This window comes from Trinickia acidisoli, assembly GCF_017315725.1.
Classification (GTDB): domain Bacteria; phylum Pseudomonadota; class Gammaproteobacteria; order Burkholderiales; family Burkholderiaceae; genus Trinickia; species Trinickia acidisoli.
This window is the reverse complement of sequence record NZ_JAFLRG010000002.1, coordinates 1,146,638-1,167,092: the sequence shown is the minus strand read 5'-3', so window position 1 is coordinate 1,167,092 and position 20,455 is coordinate 1,146,638. Positions and strand designations below refer to the sequence as shown.

20 protein-coding genes are annotated in these 20,455 nt (G+C 63.6%); 4 read left to right on the top strand and 16 right to left on the bottom strand.

What is annotated here, in order from left to right; genetic code table 11:
- The first annotated feature begins 52 nt into the window (after positions 1-52).
- The 3 genes from J3485_RS23640 (at position 53) to J3485_RS23630 (ending at position 3,179) form a co-directional block, all read left to right on the top strand.
- Positions 53-1,132, top strand: coding sequence for an NAD(P)/FAD-dependent oxidoreductase (locus J3485_RS23640; protein ID WP_206956737.1), 1,080 nt, complete (start codon positions 53-55; stop codon positions 1,130-1,132).
- Positions 1,133-1,241: 109 nt separating this feature from the next.
- On the top strand, positions 1,242-1,697 hold the full coding sequence (locus J3485_RS23635; protein ID WP_206956736.1) for a universal stress protein: 456 nt from the start codon (positions 1,242-1,244) through the stop codon (positions 1,695-1,697).
- A gap of 99 nt (positions 1,698-1,796) precedes the next feature.
- Positions 1,797-3,179 carry an amino acid permease gene (locus tag J3485_RS23630; protein ID WP_242538906.1) on the top strand — a complete coding sequence of 461 codons (1,383 nt, stop codon included), beginning with the start codon at positions 1,797-1,799 and terminating at the stop codon, positions 3,177-3,179.
- A gap of 38 nt (positions 3,180-3,217) precedes the next feature.
- Here the strand turns inward: J3485_RS23630 and J3485_RS23625 are convergent, their stop codons facing one another.
- The 9 genes from J3485_RS23625 to J3485_RS23585 all read right to left on the bottom strand — a co-directional run bounded on the left by J3485_RS23625 (position 3,218) and on the right by J3485_RS23585 (position 9,976).
- Positions 3,218-3,541, bottom strand: coding sequence for a hypothetical protein (locus tag J3485_RS23625; RefSeq protein ID WP_206958497.1), 324 nt, complete (start codon positions 3,539-3,541; stop codon positions 3,218-3,220).
- A gap of 517 nt (positions 3,542-4,058) precedes the next feature.
- Positions 4,059-4,676, bottom strand: a complete 618-nt coding sequence (locus tag J3485_RS23620; RefSeq protein ID WP_206956734.1) for a hypothetical protein — start codon at positions 4,674-4,676, stop codon at positions 4,059-4,061.
- Positions 4,677-4,752: 76 nt separating this feature from the next.
- On the bottom strand, positions 4,753-5,370 hold the full coding sequence (locus J3485_RS23615; protein ID WP_206956733.1) for a hypothetical protein: 618 nt from the start codon (positions 5,368-5,370) through the stop codon (positions 4,753-4,755).
- A 130-nt stretch (positions 5,371-5,500) separates the two neighbouring features.
- Positions 5,501-6,121 (bottom strand): hypothetical protein, encoded by a 621-nt coding sequence (locus J3485_RS23610; protein WP_206956732.1) that lies wholly within the window; start codon positions 6,119-6,121, stop codon positions 5,501-5,503.
- Positions 6,118-6,663, bottom strand: a complete 546-nt coding sequence (locus J3485_RS23605) for a hypothetical protein (protein ID WP_206956731.1) — start codon at positions 6,661-6,663, stop codon at positions 6,118-6,120. The genes J3485_RS23610 and J3485_RS23605 overlap by 4 nt, the downstream gene beginning before the upstream one ends.
- Before the next feature lie 24 nt (positions 6,664-6,687).
- Positions 6,688-7,884: an extracellular catalytic domain type 2 short-chain-length polyhydroxyalkanoate depolymerase gene (locus J3485_RS23600; protein ID WP_206956730.1), complete on the bottom strand. Its 1,197-nt coding sequence runs from the start codon at positions 7,882-7,884 to the stop codon at positions 6,688-6,690.
- 177 nt (positions 7,885-8,061) lie between these two features.
- Positions 8,062-8,508, bottom strand: coding sequence for a lysozyme (locus J3485_RS23595; protein WP_206956729.1), 447 nt, complete (start codon positions 8,506-8,508; stop codon positions 8,062-8,064).
- Entirely contained in the window at positions 8,501-9,256 is a 756-nt protein-coding gene (locus J3485_RS23590) for a DUF2589 domain-containing protein (RefSeq protein ID WP_242538905.1), read from the bottom strand. Before J3485_RS23590 ends, J3485_RS23595 begins: the two co-directional genes overlap by 8 nt.
- A 30-nt stretch (positions 9,257-9,286) precedes the next feature.
- Positions 9,287-9,976 carry a DUF2589 domain-containing protein gene (locus J3485_RS23585; RefSeq protein WP_206956728.1) on the bottom strand — a complete coding sequence of 230 codons (690 nt, stop codon included), beginning with the start codon at positions 9,974-9,976 and terminating at the stop codon, positions 9,287-9,289.
- A gap of 281 nt (positions 9,977-10,257) precedes the next feature.
- Here J3485_RS23585 and J3485_RS23580 point away from each other — a divergent pair, with 281 nt between their 5' ends.
- Entirely contained in the window at positions 10,258-10,941 is a 684-nt protein-coding gene (locus J3485_RS23580) for a helix-turn-helix transcriptional regulator (RefSeq protein ID WP_206956727.1), read from the top strand.
- 27 nt (positions 10,942-10,968) lie between these two features.
- Here the strand turns inward: J3485_RS23580 and J3485_RS23575 are convergent, their stop codons facing one another.
- The 7 genes from J3485_RS23575 to J3485_RS23545 form a co-directional block, all read right to left on the bottom strand.
- Positions 10,969-11,919 (bottom strand): hypothetical protein, encoded by a 951-nt coding sequence (locus J3485_RS23575; RefSeq protein ID WP_242538904.1) that lies wholly within the window; start codon positions 11,917-11,919, stop codon positions 10,969-10,971.
- A gap of 340 nt (positions 11,920-12,259) precedes the next feature.
- Complete coding sequence (locus J3485_RS23570; RefSeq protein WP_206956725.1) at positions 12,260-14,053, bottom strand: chloride channel protein; 1,794 nt, start codon at positions 14,051-14,053, stop codon at positions 12,260-12,262.
- 13 nt (positions 14,054-14,066) lie between these two features.
- Positions 14,067-14,483 (bottom strand): MarR family winged helix-turn-helix transcriptional regulator, encoded by a 417-nt coding sequence (locus J3485_RS23565; RefSeq protein WP_206956724.1) that lies wholly within the window; start codon positions 14,481-14,483, stop codon positions 14,067-14,069.
- A gap of 148 nt (positions 14,484-14,631) precedes the next feature.
- On the bottom strand, positions 14,632-15,774 hold the full coding sequence (locus J3485_RS23560) for an HPP family protein (protein WP_206956723.1): 1,143 nt from the start codon (positions 15,772-15,774) through the stop codon (positions 14,632-14,634).
- Between the two features lie 263 nt (positions 15,775-16,037).
- Entirely contained in the window at positions 16,038-17,150 is a 1,113-nt protein-coding gene (locus J3485_RS23555; RefSeq protein ID WP_206956722.1) for a CmpA/NrtA family ABC transporter substrate-binding protein, read from the bottom strand.
- A 7-nt stretch (positions 17,151-17,157) separates the two neighbouring features.
- Entirely contained in the window at positions 17,158-17,733 is a 576-nt protein-coding gene (locus J3485_RS23550) for an ANTAR domain-containing response regulator (protein WP_206956721.1), read from the bottom strand.
- Positions 17,734-20,442 carry a nitrate reductase gene (locus J3485_RS23545; RefSeq protein WP_206956720.1) on the bottom strand — a complete coding sequence of 903 codons (2,709 nt, stop codon included), beginning with the start codon at positions 20,440-20,442 and terminating at the stop codon, positions 17,734-17,736.
- Positions 20,443-20,455 lie beyond the last annotated feature (13 nt).

Genomic DNA, 20,455 nt, shown 5'->3' with positions numbered 1-20,455 from the left:
CGCTGGATGCATCGACATCGTCGGAGCAATCGACATCATCGAGGTAGCGATCGTGAATGAAGCATCAGTACCGATCGACGAACAGGTGCTTCGCACCGACGTCGTCATCGTCGGCGCGGGGCCGGTAGGGCTCTTCGCGGCATTCGAGGCCGGCGTCATCGGTTTGTCTTGCCATATCGTGGACGCGCTCGAGGAAGTCGGCGGCCAATGCATCGAACTCTATCCGGACAAGCCTATCTTCGACATTCCGGCTGTCCCGGTATGTACGGCGCGTCAATTGATCGATCGCCTCATGGAGCAATGCAAGCCGTTCGCGCCGCCGATCCATCTCGGGCATCGTGTAATGCGGGTCGAGCGCGATGACGAAACGCAGCGCTGGCGCGTTACGACGGACCTCGGTGCCGTGTTCGACGCGGCCGCGGTGCTGCTCTCCGCCGGCAACGGTGCGTTCGTGCCGCAGCGCGTGGGGCTTCCCGAGGCGCCGGCGCTCGAAGGGCGGCACGTTCATTACGCCGTGCGCAAGCGAGCGATGTTTGCGGATCAGCGCGTCGTCGTAGCTGGCGGAGGCGATTCGGCGCTCGACTGGGCGCTCGCGCTGTGCGGCCAAGCCAAGCACGTCACGCTCGTGCATCGGCGCGATGCGTTTCGTGCCGCCGAGGCGACCGTGCAGGAGGTCAAGCGCGCGGTGGCGTCCGGCCAGATGGATCTCGTCATCGGTACGATCGCGACGCTCAACACACTCGGCGACACATTGCAGTCGATCGACGTCAAAATGCTCGGCGGCGGCGTCACGATCGAGGCCGATCATCTGATTGCGCTCTATGGGCTCGTGGCGGATTTGGGGCCGATTGCTCAATGGGGGCTCGACGTGCGCGTGGGCCGTGTAGCCGTCGATACTTCGTACTACGAAACATCCGTGCCGGGCATCTTCGCCGTCGGCGACATCGCGACTTATCCGAACAAGCAAAAGCTGATCTTGTCAGGGTTTCACGAGGCATCGCTGGCGTTGCGCAAGGCCTATGCCTATGCGTTCCCCGATAAAAAGCGCGTGCACGTGCATTCGAGCTACGACGCTCAGTTGTCGGAACGCATTCTCGGCGCGCCGGCGGCACGGGAGGCAGCCCACTCGTAATCTCGACAGTTGATCGCGGGGGAGTCCGTCGCAATACTGCTTCGGACTGTGAACGATTTGAAGCTCGCCGCGCGCGCTTGGGCGTTCGGCGCACATCATGGAGGATGCCGTGTATAAGCGAATCCTAGTCCCCGTCGACGGCAGCGAAGGTGCGCGGCATGCGCTCGACGAGGCGCTCAAGCTCGCCCAACTCTCAGGTGCGCAATTGCAAGCCGTGTATGTGCTCGAACATCCGACGCAGGTGGTCGACGTCGCGGCCGGCTTCGCCGAGCAGGTGCAGGTGCGCGACACGTCGAGCGACACCGCGACGTCGGTGCTCGCCGAAGCACGAGAGCGCATCGCACCGCTCGGCGTCCAGGGCACCGTGCGTGCCATCGATGCATACGGCGAGGGGCTGGCGGTGGTGCTGAAGCGCGCCATCGACGAGTTCGATGCCGATCTCGTCGTGATGTATTCGCACGGACGCAGCGGCATTCGGCGCCTCTTTACGGGCAGCGTGGCCGAATCGCTGCTGCACGACGCAACCGTCCCACTCCTATTGCTGCGCAACGGAGAGCAGGAGTAGCACACGGGCCGTCGTACAATACTCGGCTTTGCCCGGTCGATCATGAGTCGATCGGGCACCTCATCGATACATCGTTCCCATCCGGAGAGGAGGTTTGTTTTGACGCGTCCCAGCGAGCACGACGGCTTAAAGCGCGGGCTGAAAAATCGCCACATTCAATTGATTGCGCTCGGTGGCGCGATCGGTACCGGTCTCTTTCTCGGGTCGGCCAGCGTATTGAAGGCGGCCGGGCCTTCGATGATCCTGGGTTATGCGATCGGCGGGCTCATCGCCTTCATGATCATGCGCCAGCTCGGCGAAATGGTTGCGCAGGAACCCGTGGCCGGTTCGTTCAGCCACTTCGCGTACAAATATTGGGGCGATTTCGCGGGCTTTCTCTCCGGCTGGAATTATTGGGTGCTCTACGTGCTCGTCAGCATGGCCGAGCTCACGGCCGTCGGCACTTACGTGCATTTCTGGTGGCCCGGCGTGCCCACCTGGGCTTCGGCGCTCGTTTGCTTTCTCGTCATCAACGCGGTCAATCTCGCGAACGTCAAAGCCTATGGGGAAACCGAATTTTGGTTTGCGATCATCAAGGTCGTAGCCGTCATCGGCATGATCGTGTTCGGTATCTACTTGCTGGAAAGCGGACGTGGTGGGCCACAGGCATCGATTTCCAATTTGTGGCGCTTCGGCGGATTCTTCCCGCATGGCGTGCACGGGCTGTTCATGACGCTTGCCGTCATCATGTTTTCGTTCGGTGGCCTCGAACTCATCGGCATTACGGCGGCCGAAGCCGATGAGCCGCGCCGCACGATTCCGAAAGCGGTCAATCAGGTGCTTTATCGCATTCTGATTTTTTACATCGGCTCGCTCGTCGTGCTGCTCGCGTTGCACCCCTGGAACGAAGTCGCGCAAGGCGGTAGCCCGTTCGTCATGATCTTTTCGCAGATCGGCGCGGGGCTCACGGCCAATGTGCTCAATGTCGTCGTGCTCACCGCCGCGCTGTCGGTCTACAACAGCTCGGTCTATGCGAACAGCCGCATGCTCTACGGCTTGGCCGAGCAGGGCAACGCACCGCGCGCGCTGCTCAAGGTCGACCAGCGAGGGGTGCCGTACGTCGCCATCGGGCTGTCCGCGGTCGCGACGTTCGCGTGCGTCATCGTCGATTATTTGATTCCCGGACGCGCGCTCGACATCTTGATGTCGCTTGTCGTCGCCGCACTCGTCATCAATTGGGCGCTCATCAGCCTCACGCATTTGAAGGCGCGCAAGGCGATGGTCGCGGCGGGGCAGCAACTCGTGTTCAAGTCGATCGCCTATCCGGTCGCCAATTGGATTTGCCTCGCGTTCATGGCGATGGTCCTCGGCATTCTCGCGTTCACGCCGGGGTTGTCCGTTTCCGTTTGGCTCGTGCCCGCCTGGCTCGTCGTCATGTGGCTCGGGCACGCGATGAAGCGGCGCTCGAATGCGGCCGTGCCGACTGGGGCCGTCGGCCGATAGGCTTTAGAAGTAGACCTTGGGCCGCTTGCGCGACGACATCAGTCACGCGTTACAAGCTGCACGGGGGCGGTAAAAGTTGCGCGTGTCTTGTCGGTGCCGGCGCCGGTGCGCGCCCGTGTCTCGCGACACCTCGGCGCGCGCTTGCGCAGGCGTGTCACCGCTGGACGGTGCGCGGATCCCGCGCGGTGTCGCACGGCGTCGCGCGGCTGCCTCGATTGCTCGCGCGTTGCGGCTTCGACGGCCTCGGCGAAGCGCTGCAGCGCTGGCAGTGAGCCGCATATGCTGTGGTAGGTCTGGCTGCCGATGCGTGCATCGAGCAGTACTTGTAGGCCCGCTTGCCGGGCTAGTTCGATGATGTCCATGTCACGCCTCCCCGTTAGGCGCTGCCGCACGGTGTGGCGTTGCGAAACCGGCTGAATCTCTCGTCGAAGCTTTTTTTGTCGCGCGCGTGTCGATCCTGCACGCAATCGCATTCGTACCGAGTATTCAGCCGGCATCCCCGCTCGCTCGTTTTCATTTTGTGCTGGCGCCATTGACGCACACGATCGTAAATTCACGTCGAAACAGCCGAGTTATCCATGCTGTTTCACGTGAGCTTATTCTCGTGCCCCCCGTCACGCCGCGAATGTGCGCGGGCGTACCGCCCGCTGCTTATCGTCGTTCACTCGTCATCCGCGAAGGCTTGCACAGCTCCCCTGCGCCGGCGCTATCGAGCGCCCCCCGTGTCATTTCGACATTCTTTGGTATGAGGAATGTTAGTCGACACAGTGCGGCAGCAACAGCGTGGTAACTACCTATGCGCAAGCGCCCGTCGCTGCCGTACGGCTCGCGGCGACGGGTGCGGTACGTCGGAGTGATGGAATGCCGGTGCCCGATCGATCAGCCCATCACGATGTTGGTCAACTCGAATCGGTACGGCACGGCCGCCGTTCCGCCGCCACCGCCCGTCATGACGATGTCGGCACTCGCGACGCCGAGCAGCGAAAGCTCGGTGTTGATGTCCGAGAGCACCGCCGAGTTCATGAGCCGGCCTTCCTCGATCTGAGAAGCCGTGCCGATCCACAGCGTGGGCTTGAACTCGAAGACGGCCTTTTGTGCCGGTGCAATGCCTGTCTTCGTCGACAGCAGGCGCCCGTCCTTGAAGATCGAGGCGTTGATCGCGCCCGCGGCGAGATCGTTGCGCACTTGCACTTCGCGCGACGTCGACGCGGCGCCGCCGGGGGCGAGCACGTTGCCCGAATGCGAGCGCGATACGGCGAAGAGCTGGCCGTTTTGCGCGGGCTTTTTCGGCATGTAGTTGCCGTCCGAATCGCTGGCCGTCACCGTCGTCGCCATCGGGAACACGAACGGGTGGTTCGCGCCGCGGCCGCAGTTCGAGATGACTTTCCATGCAACCGCGAGTTCGTCGAAGTCGGTCGATACGTTCTTTTGAAAGACGACGATTTGCGTATTGTTGACGTCGTTCGACAAGTTGATGAAGTTGAGTTTGATATCCATCGCTAACCCTGCCTATTGAATGTTTGTCGGCATAGATGACGCGGCTTGTCGCTCATGCCGCGACTCGTATGGTGCGTTACGCCATCACCACGTTTTCGAGCTTGAACGTGAACGGCAACGACAGCCGGCCCGGACCACCGCCCGTCATGACGATGTCCGCGCTCTTGATGCCGAGCAACGAGATTTCCGTGTTGATGTCGGACATCACGGCCGAATTCATGAGCTTGCCTTGCTCGACCTGCGATGCCACGCCGATCCAAACCGTCGGCTTGAACTCGAATACGGCTTTTTGCCCGGGCGCGATCGACGTTTTCAGCGCGAGCGCGGTACCGTCCTTGTAGATCGTTGCGTTCACCGCACCTTGCGGAAGATCGTTGCGCACCTGTACTTCCTTGCTCGAGCCCGGCTGCGAAGCGAGTTGGAGCACGTCCCCCGACGGCGCGCGTACCACCTGGAACACTTGGCCGTTCGTTGCGTCTTGTTGCGGCATAAAGTTGCCATAGCTATCGCTCGTGCTCACGGTCGTCGCCATCGGAAAGCGGAACGGGTGGTTATCGCCCTGGCCGCAATTGCGGATCACTTTCCATGCGACATGCAGTTCGTCGAAGTCCGTCGCGACGTTCTTTTGGAAAATGACGATGCTCGAGTTGTTCGCGTCGTTCGAGCGATTGACGAAGTTCAGTTGAATGTCCATCTACAGCTCCTGATCAAAGAGCGGCAATCGGTTTGCCGCGTACCTGGCCGCCGGCCCGCACGAGAGCGGATCGTCGAACGTGAATCGACTACCTGAAAGACAGACTGCGAGGAATGCGTGCGTATCGTCGCTAGAGACGCAAGACGTTTTCGAGTTCGAATAGGAACGGCTGCGCACGCTCGCCGCCGCCGCCGCCCGTCATGACGATGTCGGCCGACGCGATTCCGCCGAGCTCGAACGGCGTATTCGCACTCGAAATCACGGCCGATGCGAGTGCGCGGCCTTCTTCGATTTGCGAGCCGACGCCGATCCAAAGCACGGGTGTAAATCGAAAGACAGCCTTTTGACCCGGTGCGACGGCTGACTTCGCGGCCATCAGATGGCCCGCGACGTAGGCGTTGACGTTGACCGCGCCGCGCCCAAGTTGATTGACGACTTCGATGTCGCTATGCAGTGTGCTTTCGAGCGAGCCGGCAAGACGTGGCCGGCCGCCCGGATGGGCCGCGACAACGAGGCGGCTGCCGCTCGCGGCCGAAATGCGTGGGGAAAAATTGCCGTGATCGTCGCCGAGCGCGACCTCGACGTCGCTCGAATACGCAAACGGATGAATGCAATCGCGGCCGCAATAGCGGATCACGCGCCAGGCGATCGCAAGCTCGTCGAATTCAGGCACGACGTTGCGTTGAAAGAGCACGACCTCACTGTTGCCGCAATCATTCGAACGATTGATGAAGCGCAGCGCGATGTTCATGCCGCCCCCGCGTCGTCGTTGTCGTCGTCGAGTTGCATTTCAGCCCATTGCACGAGCGCCGCCGGAATGCCGACGGTGAGCGATGAAAGATGCGCTGTGTAGGCGCTGGCTTGGTTGTGCACGTCGCCTGCGAGCTTGGCCGCGAGCATCGATGCGTCCTGCAGATTACGGCAGCGCTCGAGGCCTTCGATGTATTGCGTGGCGGCACTCGTGAGAGCGCTTGCGTGCTGCGTTTGCCCTTGTGTTATGCGTAAAGCCAAATCGGTGTGAATCTCGGTCAATGCTTTGATCGATGCCGAGGTGTCCTTCAGTTTCAATCGATCGCGTTCCTTGCGCCAGCCGTCGTCGAGTGCCGATTGCACGGCGTCGGCATAGTGACGGCTCATGTTCAGCGTGGCTTTCGCGAAGCGCTTCCAGGTGTCCGCGGTCGGCACGACGCCGGCAGTCTGCAACGATGCATGCGTTTCCGCGGCGAATTTGTCGGCGAGGTCGAGCGCGGCTTTTTGCGCGTTCTCCCATTGCGCGATGAGGGCAGTGAGCATGGCGAGTCCTTATCGAGAGGGGGCTTAGCGGGGCGAGGCGTGCAGGCGCTCGATCATTTTCATGACTGCCGCCATTTGCGGTGCCTTGCGCGTGTAAAAATCGGGGTGGCTCGCGTCGTCGCTCGTATAGCCCCAGAAGTCCCAGCATTGCAGCGGGTTGCTCGGCGACCCGCGCTCGGGCGACGCGATTTGCGGATAGAGCACGATGATCTTGTTCGTGTCGGCGAATTCGTTGTAGCCGGTATCGCGAACGAATCGCAAGCCGACCTTGTGTGCGTTTTGCAGGCAACCGTGGAAAACGACGTGAATGGCGCAGCCCCCCGTTCGGCAGCTTGTCGGAACATAGACATAGCCGTCGCGCGCCAGCGATGCGCGACGCTCGGGATCGAACTCGCTTTGATCGAACGCGATCAGCTCGCCCGTCGCTTTTTCGTCCGCCGCATGGAGCTCAACGCCGGGCGTGCCGTAGATCCATCGCAGGATTTGGTGCGACTGCTCGATGCCGCAGTTGTTGATGTAAGGCCCCGCGTTGGAGTCGCAGGCGATGTCTTCGGTGCGGTTCGTCAGCAATGCGTGTCCGGCGTTCGACAACTTCTCGTAGTCGATACTTTGCTTCGGCACGCCGGCCAGTTCGAAAAAGCGTTCGGCTTGATCGACGACTTTCGTGAAGACGACCGAATCCTTAGCACCACTAAACAAATAAATGCGCTGGCGCGTCAGATTGGCGGTCTCGTCGATGACGCCTTCGGCCGCGAATTGTCGTGCATCCTTGAGTGCGATTTCCGCTTTCGGCGCGGGGCCGATCGGCTGCATGCACGAGGTGACGGCCGCAAGCGACAGCGGTTTGACGCCTGCCGCGCCCGCGCAATAGAACTCGCCACCGGCGACGATGCCCGCGCCGATCAATTCGCCCGAGTAAGCGACGTCGAATTGCGCCGCCATGAATGCACCCGAGGACAGGCCTGAAACCGAGGTACGAGACAGGTCTGCGCCATAGCCCCGCAACGGCGCGACAGTGGCCTCTTGCGCACGAGCGGCCCCCGTCGCGATCGCGACGAGGGCGAAGCCGATCGCGGCGGCGCACGCGATGCGCCGTATCGCTCCGGCAGTTGCGCGACGCGCGTCGCAGGCTGCCTGCGCGTGGCGAACGGCTTCGAGACGAGCGGAACTTGCAACGGGATACGGTAAAGTCGATCGGCGTTGTTCCGTTGAATTTTTCATTTAGGATTCCTATCTATCTGGGTGTGCCGGAGCTGCATCGGTTTCGGTAGCGTACGAGAAGCTGGGTGAGCGCTAAATGCGGCATATGCCACAGGTCTTTTCACCGGATGTCCGTTCTATGACGAGCGGCACGGTGCGCGCCTCGATGGTTTCGGCTCGTGAGCGGTGACGAAAGCGTCACGAGAGAAACAGCTTGCGCTCGGCTTCGCGGCGCCTCGTGAGACCCGCGAGCGGCTTGCCGCCCGCTTTGTTCCATACGAGAAATTGATCGGCGGCGCGTTGGAATTGCCCGGCGTTCAGGCAACGCAGTAGTGTCGATGACTGCAAACGACCGGGGCCCAGGTTGAAGACGAACGCCATCAGCGCGTCGAACTGCTGCTGCGTGATCGCGATTCGTACGAGCTTGCGTAGTGCGAGCTCGTGCTTGCGCAAATCTTTTTTTAGCAGGCTCTGCGCGCCGGCTGCCGTGAGCGGTGCGTCGAATTTTTCGTTCGACAAGATCAGATGGCCATAGCCGATCGTCGGCTTGCCGACGGCATCGAGATAACGCCTCAGGCGCAGCCCTTCGAAGCGTTTGATCAGGTCGATGCCGTCCGGGCCGGTGTGCTCGGGATGTTCAAGCATGAGTCTTCTCCTCGTCGGTACGGTTGCCCCGCTTCGGACGCGGAACGAGCCGGTGCGTGTACTCGTCGATGACGCGCATGATGGCGTCGGGCGGATCGAGCGCCGTGAAGTGCATTTCGATGTCGATGTGCTCGGTATCGCGTTCGCGCGATCCTGCGTCGCCCGCACGTTTGGACGGCGGCGCGAGCGTGACGTGAAAGCGCGCGCGGTGGTCGCCGCCGTCGACCGGCATCGCTTCGGCGAAATCGCCGCGCACGGTCAGGTGCACGACCATCTTCTCCAGCGCAAGCCCGCGCGGCGTGGCCAGCGCGACGAGCGGCACCGGCATCGTGTGCTCGGCGTCGAGTTCGACGTCGACCGAACGGGCGGTCAACAGGCCGTTGCCGTCCGAATCGAAGAACGTATCGAGGACGCGCGTGTACTGCTGAGCAAGTAGTTGGTTGGCGGAGGCAGCCGCGTGCTGCATGCCGCGAGCGATTTCGTCGAGCGCCAGGCCGCGCGGTGCCGGTGCGCTCGGCGGCGGTTGTGCCGGCGGTGGCGGCGGGTCGGGCGGCGTTGGGGGCGTCGGCGGTGGCGAGCCGGATGGGTCGCCGGGCGCGAGAGGGCTCGGCTCTTTCATCGGAGACGCAGCGCCGTCCCACTTTTGCCACGAGGCGTCGTCGTCGGCAGGGCGAGCCGGCGCAGGTCCTTGCGCATCCGAAGGCGCGGGCTCGGCGGCCGCGCGCCGGCGCTTAAAGAGCTTGAACATGTCGATCTCTGGTCGGCTGTGTCATGCGTCTCACGGCGTCGTCGCGGGTTGCGGCTGCGCGTTCGCCACGGGCGTCGTGCCCGGCGCCGCCGCGTTGCTCTTCTGACCGACCAGCGTGCCGTCGGTCGGCGTGGGCGGGAGCGCCTTCACGTTCTTCGATTTGTCTTCGGTCACGACGGGCTTGGTGGCGGCATCGGTCAAAAAATCGATGACGCGCATGAGCGCTTCGGGCGGCGGCTGGCGACGCACTTGGGTATGGATCGAGTATTTCGCGCGGGTATCGGTGCTGCGCGTTTGCTCGGACTTGTGCGACACTCGCCCCGAGATGCTGACGCTGACCGGCCCCCAGCCGAGCTTGGCCTGGAATTCGCCGCCGGCTTCGGTCGACGACGACGATTTCTCCGACTGCGTGATTTCGAGTTCGAAGTCGATCGTGCCTTCTTCGATCGCGATGATCGGGTGGACGATGGCGGCCAGGAGCGGAATGCGCATCGTCTTTTGCATGACGCCCTTCGAGACGCCGTTTTCATCGACGAGCGATTCGTCGTAATCGAACTGTACGGCAACTGCTTTGCCGTCTTGAATGCAGACCTGCATCAAAAAGTCGGCGTAGCTTTTCGCCGCTTGCGTTTGCGCCGTAATCATCGCCTTCAGCGGGCCCGCAATCATTTGGTCCATCGGCAATGCGTTGATCACCGACCCGATAAAATTCGCTTCCATAAGAAAAAGCCCTCCGTGTCAGAAATGGCGCAGCGTAGTTACGCTGTCGAAGTTCAGATTACGGGGTTCCAGTAGATGAACGAAGAGGCCGCTGGTCATGGCCGGAGACACAGGACCAATGCGCTGCGCTGGGCCGCGCGGCCCCGGGCCTTTAGGATTAGAACGTCGGTCATGGAGCTTCGGTGCTAGTGCGCCCCGAAGAAAACGGCGGTAAAAAGCAACCGAATGAGATGTGTTAGGCGTCGTTAATAAAACATCTCGCTACCGAGGGAAGCGCATAAATGAACGTCCTGATGATCGACAGTCTGCCGTTATTCGTAGCCGGAGTGGCCGATGCTCTGCTCAAGCTCGATAAGAATTGGAAAGTATGGCCCGCGGAAAATCCCGAGGACGTTTATCGGGTGCACCGGGAATTACTGGGAGAGGGTATCGATGCCGTCACGCTCGAATGGGATGACGAGGCGGCACGCGTCGGCTGGCCGAAGGTGTTGCCCGAAGTATTCGGGGCGGTGCCTTGGTTGTTCGTCGTGCGCACCGGAGGACGGCATGCGATTGCGGACGCGTTGCTCGCGGGGGCGGCGGGGGTCGTGGAACGCCATGCGACAGCCGACGAATTCGCACAGGCGCTCAAGCAAGTGGCGTCCGGCGCGATCTATGTACCGTCGCGATATTGCGACGACGGCGAGCCATCGTCGCGCACGGGGGGCGGGGAGCGACGGCTCGATCGATTGACACCGCGTCAACTCGAGGTGTTGAGGTTGCTTGCGGAAGGTAAGTCGAACAAGCAGATCTGCAGGGCGCTCAACGTCGCGGAGGGCACGATCAAGAACCACCTCTATGCGCTCTTTCGCCAGATCGGTGTCAGCAATCGGACGGAGGCTGCCCTGTGGCTCGCGCGCCGCGTGCCGGCCGAATCGGCGCGGCCAGCCCCGCAGCAGCGCGTGGCGTGGGTGGGGGCCGATTGACGTCGACGTTGATATCTGCTCGGTTCGTCATCGTGCGCCGGCGTCAAAGGACGATGACGAACTCGAAGGCGGCGCGGCGGTGCTTGCGGGGCGGATCGCATCGGCACCGAGCATCGTGCGGGTCAGGGCGGCGAGGCGTCGCTTGACGTCTTCGGTCGAAGACGTATCGTCTAGCGCTTGCTGAAGTTCGACGAGGCTTGCCGCGATCTCGCTTTGCATCTGCGTACGAGCATGCGCGGTCTGGGCGCGCTCGGCATCGCGCATGGCTTGAATGCCGCTTGCGGGATCGCCCTTGACGAGGGCGTCGAGCGTATCGACGAGACGCTGCAACAGACGATGCACGGCCGTGGCCGAGAAGCCGCCCAACATCGCGAGCGCGGGCTTGCCGAAGCTGCGCATGCCGCCGCTCGCGAACAGATCGCGCGGCAGCATCTCGACGAGGATCAATCCGGCGATGACGCCGAGAATCAAACGGGCGCCGTACGATGCGTCGTAGCGCGGATCGTAGGTGGCGTTCGCAATGTAGCGATGGGCTTGAAAGAGTGCGGCGAACGAGGCGCCGAGCCCTGCGCAGAAGATAAGGAACAACGTGTTCCAGAGCAGACTTGCGCCGCTCGAGTCGAGAAACCCTTGCTCGATGTTTTTCGCCGAGACGTCGGGCGAGAGTCCTGTTGCGATGACGGCGACGAGAAACGTGATCGCAGCGACGCTGAGCCAGCGGATCAGCGGAACGGGGCCGAGCCATGCGAGTCGATGCCGGCCGCGATAATGCCCATCGAGCAGCAGCACGGCGTGAGGCGTGGCCGGTGCGATCACGGCCGCTAGTTTGCCGTGGATCGCCGCCAGCGTGCGGCGCGCATCGCGCTCGTCGTCGATCGGCCCGGGCTCGGCCGTATCGGCATGTGCGATCAACCGCGCGAGTTCAGCGATGGCGTCCGGTGCGATCGGCAGCCCGTGACGGAGTGCAAAACGCGCCATGGCGTCGCATTCGTTGCGAAGCTGCGCGTCGAGTGTGTCGCCTATAACGGCAGATGCGGCGGATGCGGCCGGCGGCGCGCTCGCGCGCGGGCGGATAGGGGACCCAGGCAGGCGCATGACGATCGTCCTCGTGCGTGAACCGATGAGGCCGGCGATGGCCGGCGGTCAAGGTGCACTGTGCGCGCAGGGGAGGGGCGCGAACAATCCGACGGAAGTCATGCGCGCGTCACGCATGAAAAAGGGGCGATCGTCCTGTGACGAGCCCCTCGAGTACCGCAGCGCAGGGCGCGTCGCGGGTCAAGTAATACCGACCGGCGCTGCGCCGTGCGATCGTTAGCCGTTACGCTCCATTGCGGTGCTTGGCGGGTCGCCAAGAGATGCGACGGAAACGTTCCCGCTTCTGTTCTTCTTCGAAGTGCGTGCGCGACGGATTGACGAGGTCGCTGCGTGAGACGATGCCGATGAGCTTCATCGATTCGCGGTCGGCCACGACCGGCATACGCTCGAGACCATGGACGGCAAGCCGTGCGGCCACGAGCCGACACGTTTCGCCCGGCAAGGCGACGGTGACTGGATGGGCCGCGAGCGCATCGCCGATCGTCATGTCTGCGCCCGAGCCGCCGTGTGCGTCGGTCAACGAGGCGAGGCTTGCGCGATCGGTAATGCCGACGATCCGTTCGCCGCGCACGACAGGGTAGGCGCGATGCGCTTGATTCGGGCCGAAGAACGTCGTGAGCGCTTCGAGCAGCGGCAGCTCGGCATCGATGGTCAGTACCTCGCGCGTCATCACTTCATCCACATGGTGGCGTTCGAGCGGATCGACGCCGTACTCGCGATAGATGTGATAGCCGCGCCGCGCGATCTTCTCGGTCATGATCGAGCGCCGCATGACGACCGTCGTGAACCCGTGAGCGACGAGCGTTGCCGTCAGCAATGGCAGTAGCGCGTTGGCATCGTGCGTGAGGCCGAATGCGAAGACGATTGCCGTCAGCGGCGCGCCGAGCGTGGCGCCGAGCGTAGCCGACATCGCAACGAGCGGCCACAATGCGGCCTCATGACCCGGCAAGATGGGGCCCATCACGATACCCAAGCCTGCGCCCAGCATCAGCAACGGTGCGAGGACACCGCCCGACGTACCGGAACCCAACGCGATGACCCAAATGATCGCCTTCACGACGAGAATCGCGACGGCCACCTTCACCGCAAGTTGCCCGTGCAGCAAATCGCCGATGACGTCGTATCCGACGCCGAGCACGCGCGGCTCGATCAGGCCGCCGAGGCCGATCGCGAGGCCGCCGATCGCGGGCCACCACATCCAGTGCACCGGCAACTTGGCGAACAGATCTTCGGTGGCGTAGAGGGAAACCGACAATCCCGAAGCGAGTGCGCCGCTGGCAACGCCAAGAATCAAGCACGAGATAAGCGAGATCGTGCCCGGGGGCGCAGTCTCGAGCGGAAACAGCGGGCCCACGCCGAACCACTGCGCACGCATGAAGCCGGCGACCGCGCACGCGAGCGCAACGGGCAGGAAGCTGCGCGGGCGCCATTCGAACAGCAGCAACTCGACGGCGAGCAGCACTGCCGCCACGGGCGTGCCGAATACGGCTGTCATACCGGCCGCCGCGCCGGCGACGAGCAGCGTCTTACGTTCGGCCGCCGTGACCTTCACGCACTGCGCGAGCAATGAGCCGAGCGCGCCGCCCGTCATGATGATCGGACCTTCCGCGCCGAACGGCCCGCCGCTGCCGATCACGATGCCCGACGAAAGCGGCTTGAGGATGGCCACTTTCGGCGACATGCGGCTCTTGCCGAACAAGATGGCTTCGATGGCTTCGGGGATGCCGTGGCCGCGGATCTTGTCCGAACCGAAGCGGGCGATCAGGCCGACGATGAGCCCGCCGAGCGCGGGGATGAGTACCACCCAAAAACCGAGCTTGTTATCGGCAGGCGAATGGTTCGCGAGCGAGAACGTGCCGAAGAAGAACACGTTCGTGAACAGGTAGATGAGTTTGAGCAGCACGATGGCCGCTACCGTGCCGAGGACGCCGATGACGGCGGCCAAGGCGCAGATGCCGGGTAACCGCGCGTTGGCGGAGAAGTCCCGTTTGTTTGGGTCGAGGTGTTCGGTGCTCATAAATTTACCTAAGTCACAAATCGATTTGCGGCACACTGAACGCGCCTTGGAGCGACTTCAGCTCCGCGCGGTGCAGCTCCGCCAGCCTTGCCAATACCGCTTCGCCGGCTTTTTGCAGATGGACTTCCACCTGCCGCCGATCGGTTTCGCTCGCCTTGCGCTTCACGAGTTCGAGCGCTTCGCAGCGCGAAACCAGTGCGACGACGCCGTGATGCTGCGCTTGCAGACGCTCGGCCAATTCGCCGATCGTTGGACATTCGCCGCCGGGATACCCCTTCACGTGCAGCAGCAACAGGTATTGCAACGGCGTGATGCCTTCACCTTGCGCGGCGCGCTCGGAAAAGCGTTCGAAGCGCCGCATCTGATAGCGGAACTCCGATAGTTGCTCGAAATCGCCTTTGGCGAGCGCGCGGGCTGCGGACGTTTTCATCATGGTCGAAGGCAAGTGCGAAGCCCAAAATAATATCACGTTGTGATATATATTGGCGCGCAATGATTTACATCGAGCCTTTCGAAAGTAGCGCCGCATCGGTGTGCTGCCGCAGACCCCGAAGCGCGGCCACGCCCGGTTTCCTTGCTTACGCCGTTCGGAGCTGGCGCGTCTGCGTTTGCCGATGCAGCCCACCGATCAAATCCGATTGCGTGATCATGCCGATCAACCGACGAGCATCGTCCACGACGGGAATGTGATGGTGTCCGTAATGAGCGAATACCGGAATGAGTTCGGCGACGGGCAAGGTCGGATCGACGGTGCGCACGTTCGGTGTCATCAAGTCGTCGACGCGGTATGCTTCGCTCGCATTGCGCCGGAACGACCAGCGCTTGCCGCGGGGGCCGCGCAGCCCGAACGTGGTGCGTCCGACGAAATCGGTGCGCGTGACGATCCCGACGACGCGTTTTGTTTCGTCGACGACGGGCAGCGCTTTGATGCGATGGCGTTCGATCAGTCGCCAAGCGGCGGCGGCCGATGTTTCGCTCGATACGCTGACGGCGTTGCGCGACATGATGCCGGCGCACGTCAGTTCGCTGAAGCTGCGTGCATAGGCGAGCAACTGCGCTTCTTGCACGAGCGATTCGAGGTCGTCGGAGGCGACGTCGATCAATTCGCCTCGTTCGCGCACGATGGCCTCGAGATCGGCGCGCGTCACGCCGGCTGCGCCGGGTGCCGTTTGCGCGGCGGGGCGGCTGACGTGCGGATAGCGATGGCCGGTAACGGTGTGATAGATGACGGCCGATGCGAGCAGCACGACCGACTGCAGGGCGACGGGCTCGATGACGAAGCGCAGGCCGAGCGCGTGAATGGCCGGGCCGCCGAGTACCGCCGTCAACGCGACCGCGCCCGACGGCGGGTGAATGCAGCGCAGCGCGAACATGACGCCGATGGAGGCGGCGAGTGCGATTGCCGAAGCGGCGATGGGATTGCCGACCCACATTGCAGTGAGCACGCCGAGCGTCGCCGCAACGAGATTGCCGCCGACGAACGACCACGGTTGTGCGAGCGGGCTGGCGGGTACGCCGAACAGCAGCACGGCCGATGCGCCCATTGGCGCGATCAGATACGGGACTTGCGCTTGCGGGCCGAGCAGCCAATGCACCGATGCGCCCATCGCCGCGATGCCCAATAGCGCGCCGAGACAGGCGCGCAAGCGCTCGCGCCACGAGACGGCAATCGGATGCGGGGCGAAGCTGGCGAACCAGCGCAACACGGCTTGGCTAGGCACGGCGGTTTTCTTCGGATGACATGTTGAAAGAGCGGCGAACGGTCGCACCGTCGCCTCGAGAGCCGGCGATTATATGTCAATGTGATATAAACGCGCCATCGTAGGCAGCGGGACCGTTGTAGCGAAACCGCAAATCTTCCGTATAAGGAATGGGAGATGGCGGGACGGCGGGACGACGGCCGTCGCGCTTCGGCGCGGGCTGCTCGACTGAATTGGGGCTCGAGGTCTTGGAGCAGGTTATAGCGCGAGTCTCAGCGCGGGTCTCAGCGCCAAGCGGCGCCGTCGCAGAAGATGTCGACGTAGGTTTCGTCAGTCGCGGGCAACGGCACGTCGACTAGCGCAGCCGCTTCTCGATAGAGCGTCGTTTGATTGACGCGAGCGGCAATGGCTTCGTCACGCATCGCGGGAACATCGGATTCGCTTAGCAGCCCCCAGCGGCGATATTGGGCGAGGAACCAGCGTCCCTCGGCCACGCGTGGATAGTTGACGGTACCGCCATCGAAAAATGCCACGGGCAGCGGCGCGTGCGTGTAGCGCTTGCCACCTTCACGACCCGTGAGCCGCGACGCGATCAGTTCGCGCGGCACATCGAGCGCTTCGGGTTGAGCCAGCCAAGATGAAATCTCGTCTCGATGCACGGGCGCATCGACCCATCTGCATGCTTCGAGCATCGCGCGGACGAGCGCGCGCGCCGTAGCGGGATAGCGATCGACGAATTCGCGGCGGCACGCGAGCACTTTCTCGGGATGGTTCGGCCAAATCTCGCTCGTGGCGACGATGGTCTCGCCGGCGCCGCGCGCTTCGGCCACGGCATGCCACGGCTCGCCGGCGCAAAATCCGTCGAGCGTGCCGCGCGCTAGCGCATCGACCATTTGCGGCGGCGGGATGACGACGCTTTCGATATCGTCGCGCGGGTGCACCCCGTGCGCGGCGAGCCAATAGTAGAGCCAGAGCGCATGCGTGCCCGTCGGAAACGTCTGCGCGAAGATGGGTGGTCGTCCGAGCGTGGCCAGTGCCCTTTTTAGATCGCCTTGCGTGTCGAGCGCGCGGGCAAGCTGCGTCGATAGCGTAATAGCTTGTCCATTGCGATTGAGCACCATCAGAATGGCCATCTCGTCGCGCGGCCCGCCGATGCCGAGGTCGATGCCGTACACGAGGCCGTACAGCGCGTGCGCGCAATCGATTTGGCCTGAGAGCAGCTTGTCGCGCACGGCTGCCCACGACGGTTGCAGGCACAGTTCGAGCGTGAGCCCGTGACGATGTCCGAACTCGAGCACCTTGGCTGCGATCAGCGGTGCGGCATCGGAGAGCGCGACGTAGCCGATGCGCAGATGCGTTTTCTCAGGAGCGTCGTCGGTCGGCGTTGCGATGTCCATTGCCTTGCTACCTCGATGAGTCGGTGGCCTCAAGCACGCGGCGTGCGATTTCGGCCAGGCGCACGCCGGCATCCATTGCGCGTTTGCGCAACGTTGCATACGCGTCGTGTTCGGAAAGTTTGCCTCGCTCCATCAACAGCCGCTTTGCGCGATCGATCGTCTTACGGTCTTCGAGTTCGGTTTCGGCCTTGGCCAAACGTTGGCGCAGCTTTTCCTCGTGCGCGAAGCGCGCGAGCGCGACCTCGAGGATCGGCGCGAGTTTGTCCGCCGCGAGGCCTTCGGCCAAGTAGGCGGTGACACCGGCATCGACGGCCGCGCGGATCAACTGCTGATTGGCATCGTGGCTGAACATCACGACGGGACGCGGCGCCGTCTCGTTCATGACGGCCAGATGTTCGAGCGTGTCGCGCGAGGGCGATTCGGTATCGATGATGACGACGTCGGGCCGTTCGCGCTCGACGACCTTCGTCAACGCATGCGGTGCGGCAGCCTCGGGCAGCATTTCGTAGCCGAGGCGCGCGAGGGCCTCGCGCAGCTCGCCGATCGGTTTGTCGGTATCGGTGACAAGCAAAATACGCAGCATCTAGGCGGGTGTCGTCGTGCTCAGCAATCGCTTGATTTCGGGGACGCACGAGCCGCAGACGGTGCCGCAGCCGAGCGTCGACTTCAATTCGTCCAGCGCGGCGCCCTTGGCGATCGCCTGCTCGATCTGCGATTGCGTCACCTGCTTGCAGTTGCAGACGACGCGCGCACGCGGCGCTCGCGCGTGCGCGGGCGTATCGCTGCCGAGCAAGACGATGGCGTGTCGCGGGCCCTGCCACGGCGAGGCCGTGCGCATGTGTTCGACCAGCGCCGCCGCCGAGCTCGTATCACCGGTCAGCAGGAACCCGTCGACGAACTCGTCGCGCCAGGCGACGCGCTGCGCCAAGTTCCGCCGCGCGTCGCGGTACTCGAGCAGATCGTCGCCACGCGCCAATCCTAACGCATCGTGCAGGCGTTCGGTCCATTGCGGGTCGGCTACGAGATCGGCTGCTGTGACGACGACGAGATCATCGGCTTCGACGCGGATCGAGGCATAGCGGCGTTCGGCGAGCAGCGGCTGCACGGCTGCACGCAGCGTGAGCGCGTCCCCGCGCCGGGCGGCGACGAGCCGCCACGGCAGCTTCGCCGCTTCGATGCGCACGGCCGCATGTTTGAGTTCGGGCTGTGCCGAATCGGGGTCGACGGCGCCGATCGTCGCTTCGTTGATGCCGCCGCTCGCGAGGAACTGGCCGCTCCAATGCATCGGTGCGAATACGGTGCCGGAAGAGAGATCGTCGCTGGTTTCGAGCGGCAGTACTAGCCGGCCGCGGCGGCTCGTCACCGTGACGAGGTCGCCGTCCTTGAGTCCGCGGCGCGACGCATCTTCTCGGCGCATCGACAAGGCGGCTTCGGGGGCATGGTTGAAAAGACTGCCGGAGCGCCCCGTGCGGCTCATTCCATGCCATTGATCGCGCAGCCGCCCCGTCAGCAGGCGGAACGGATAGCGCGCATCGGCGGGTTCGGCGACGGACAGGTAGCGCGGCGCATGAAAACGTGCGCGGCCATCGGCCGTGGCGAATTGGCCGTCGGTGTAGCGGCGGGCGGCACCCGTTGCGGCGCCGGCCGGAAACGGCCATTGCTGCGGGCCGTCGTCCTCGAGCCGCGCGTAGGAGAGCCCGCCGATGTCGAGATCGCGTCCGACGGTGAGTGTCCGGTGTTCGTCGAACACATCCTGCGGGGACACGAAAGGAAATAACGTGGGACATCCATCGCCGAGGTCATTCGCCGACAATCGCGCTTCGAGCCTGCGTGCGAATTCGTTGGCGATCCACCAGTCGGGACGTGCATCGCCGGGTGGCTCGACGGCGGCGCGCACGCGCGAGATGCGCCGCTCGGAGTTCGTGACGGTGCCGGCCTTTTCCCCCCAACTGGCCGCGGGCAGCAGCACGTCGGCATAGGGCACGGTATCCGTCTGCGTGAATGCCTCTTGCACGACGACGAACTGCGCCGCGCGCAACGCCTTGCGCACGCGTTCGATGTTGGGCATCGAATGGACCGGGTTCGTGCAGGCGATCCAGATCGCTTTGATCTTTCCCTCGGCAACGGCATCGAACATATCGACCGCCGGCAGCCCGGCGCGCGCGGACAATCCGCTCACGCCCCATAACGCTTCGACTTGCGCGCGATGGTCGGCGTTGCCGATGTCGCGATGCGCGGCGAGCATCGTCGCCATGCCGCCGACCTCGCGTCCGCCCATCGCGTTCGGCTGACCCGTCAACGAAAACGGTCCCGCGCCCGGCTTGCCGATCTGCCCCGTTGCGAGGTGCAAGTTGATGAGGGCAAGATTCTTGTCGGTGCCGTGGCTCGACTGGTTGAGCCCCATGCAATAGAGCGATAAGGCCGCATCGCTCTCGGCGAACCATTCGGCCGCCTGCAGCAAATCGCTCTCGGCGATGCCGCAAATCTCCGCGGCCATGCGCGGCGTGTAGCCGCGTACGAGCGCTTTGAGCTCGTCGAATCCGCTCGTATGTGCCGCGACGAATGCCGGATCGATCGAGCCTTCCCAAATCATGTGATGCAGCATGCCGTTGAACAGCGCCACATCGGTGCCCGGCGTAATCGCGAGGTGCAGATCGGCGAGCGCGGCAACATCGGTACGGCGCGGATCGACGACGATCCATTTGACGTCGGGGTTCTTCGCCTTCGCTTCTTCGAGACGCCGAAACAGGATGGGGTGGGCGTACGGCATGTTGCTGCCCGCGAACAGCACGGTGCGCGCGAGCTCGAGATCTTCGTAGCACGTTGGTGGTCCGTCGGCGCCGAGCGATTTCTTGTAGGCCGTGACCGCGCTCGACATGCACAGGCGCGAATTCGTGTCGATGTTGTTCGTGCGGATCAAGCCCTTCGCGAGTTTGTTGAAGACGTAGTAGTCCTCCGTGAGGAGCTGCCCCGAAATATAGAACGCAACGGCATCGGGGCCGTCGCGCTCGATGATGTCGGCAAAGCGCGTCGCGACGTAGTCGAGCGCGTGCGACCAATCGGTCGGCTCGCGCTCGGACTCGCGTGCGAGCCGGATTTCGGGGCGCAGCGCACGGCCGGCGTCGGACGCTGCCGTCAACGGCAGCGTTCGCCCCTTCGTGCAGAGCCGGCCGAAGTTGGACGGATGATCGGGGTCGCCTGCAATACCCGTCACGCGGCCATCTTCCGCTTCGATCAGCACACCGCAGCCAACGCCGCAGTAGCAACACGTCGAACGCGTGACGGTCTTCATCGCGCCCCCGCCC

Bases quoted from the DNA above. Each gene is read 5' to 3' on its own strand.
- J3485_RS23625 (WP_206958497.1), bottom strand. From the start codon at position 3,541: ATGGACATCATCGAACTAGCCCGGCAAGCGGGCCTACAAGTACTGCTC.
- J3485_RS23555 (WP_206956722.1), bottom strand. From the start codon at position 17,150: ATGGACATCGCAACGCCGACCGACGACGCTCCTGAGAAAACGCATCTG.
- J3485_RS23615 (WP_206956733.1), bottom strand. From the start codon at position 5,370: ATGGACATTCAACTGAACTTCGTCAATCGCTCGAACGACGCGAACAAC.
- J3485_RS23590 (WP_242538905.1), bottom strand. From the start codon at position 9,256: ATGTTCAAGCTCTTTAAGCGCCGGCGCGCGGCCGCCGAGCCCGCGCCT.
- J3485_RS23570 (WP_206956725.1), bottom strand. From the start codon at position 14,053: ATGAGCACCGAACACCTCGACCCAAACAAACGGGACTTCTCCGCCAAC.
- J3485_RS23575 (WP_242538904.1), bottom strand. From the start codon at position 11,919: ATGGCGCGTTTTGCACTCCGTCACGGGCTGCCGATCGCACCGGACGCC.
- J3485_RS23545 (WP_206956720.1), bottom strand. From the start codon at position 20,442: ATGAAGACCGTCACGCGTTCGACGTGTTGCTACTGCGGCGTTGGCTGC.
- J3485_RS23585 (WP_206956728.1), bottom strand. From the start codon at position 9,976: ATGGAAGCGAATTTTATCGGGTCGGTGATCAACGCATTGCCGATGGAC.
- J3485_RS23580 (WP_206956727.1), top strand. From the start codon at position 10,258: ATGAACGTCCTGATGATCGACAGTCTGCCGTTATTCGTAGCCGGAGTG.
- J3485_RS23550 (WP_206956721.1), bottom strand. From the start codon at position 17,733: ATGCTGCGTATTTTGCTTGTCACCGATACCGACAAACCGATCGGCGAG.
- J3485_RS23605 (WP_206956731.1), bottom strand. From the start codon at position 6,663: ATGCTCACTGCCCTCATCGCGCAATGGGAGAACGCGCAAAAAGCCGCG.
- J3485_RS23610 (WP_206956732.1), bottom strand. From the start codon at position 6,121: ATGAACATCGCGCTGCGCTTCATCAATCGTTCGAATGATTGCGGCAAC.
- J3485_RS23565 (WP_206956724.1), bottom strand. From the start codon at position 14,483: ATGAAAACGTCCGCAGCCCGCGCGCTCGCCAAAGGCGATTTCGAGCAA.
- J3485_RS23595 (WP_206956729.1), bottom strand. From the start codon at position 8,508: ATGCTTGAACATCCCGAGCACACCGGCCCGGACGGCATCGACCTGATC.
- J3485_RS23600 (WP_206956730.1), bottom strand. From the start codon at position 7,884: ATGAAAAATTCAACGGAACAACGCCGATCGACTTTACCGTATCCCGTT.
- J3485_RS23620 (WP_206956734.1), bottom strand. From the start codon at position 4,676: ATGGATATCAAACTCAACTTCATCAACTTGTCGAACGACGTCAACAAT.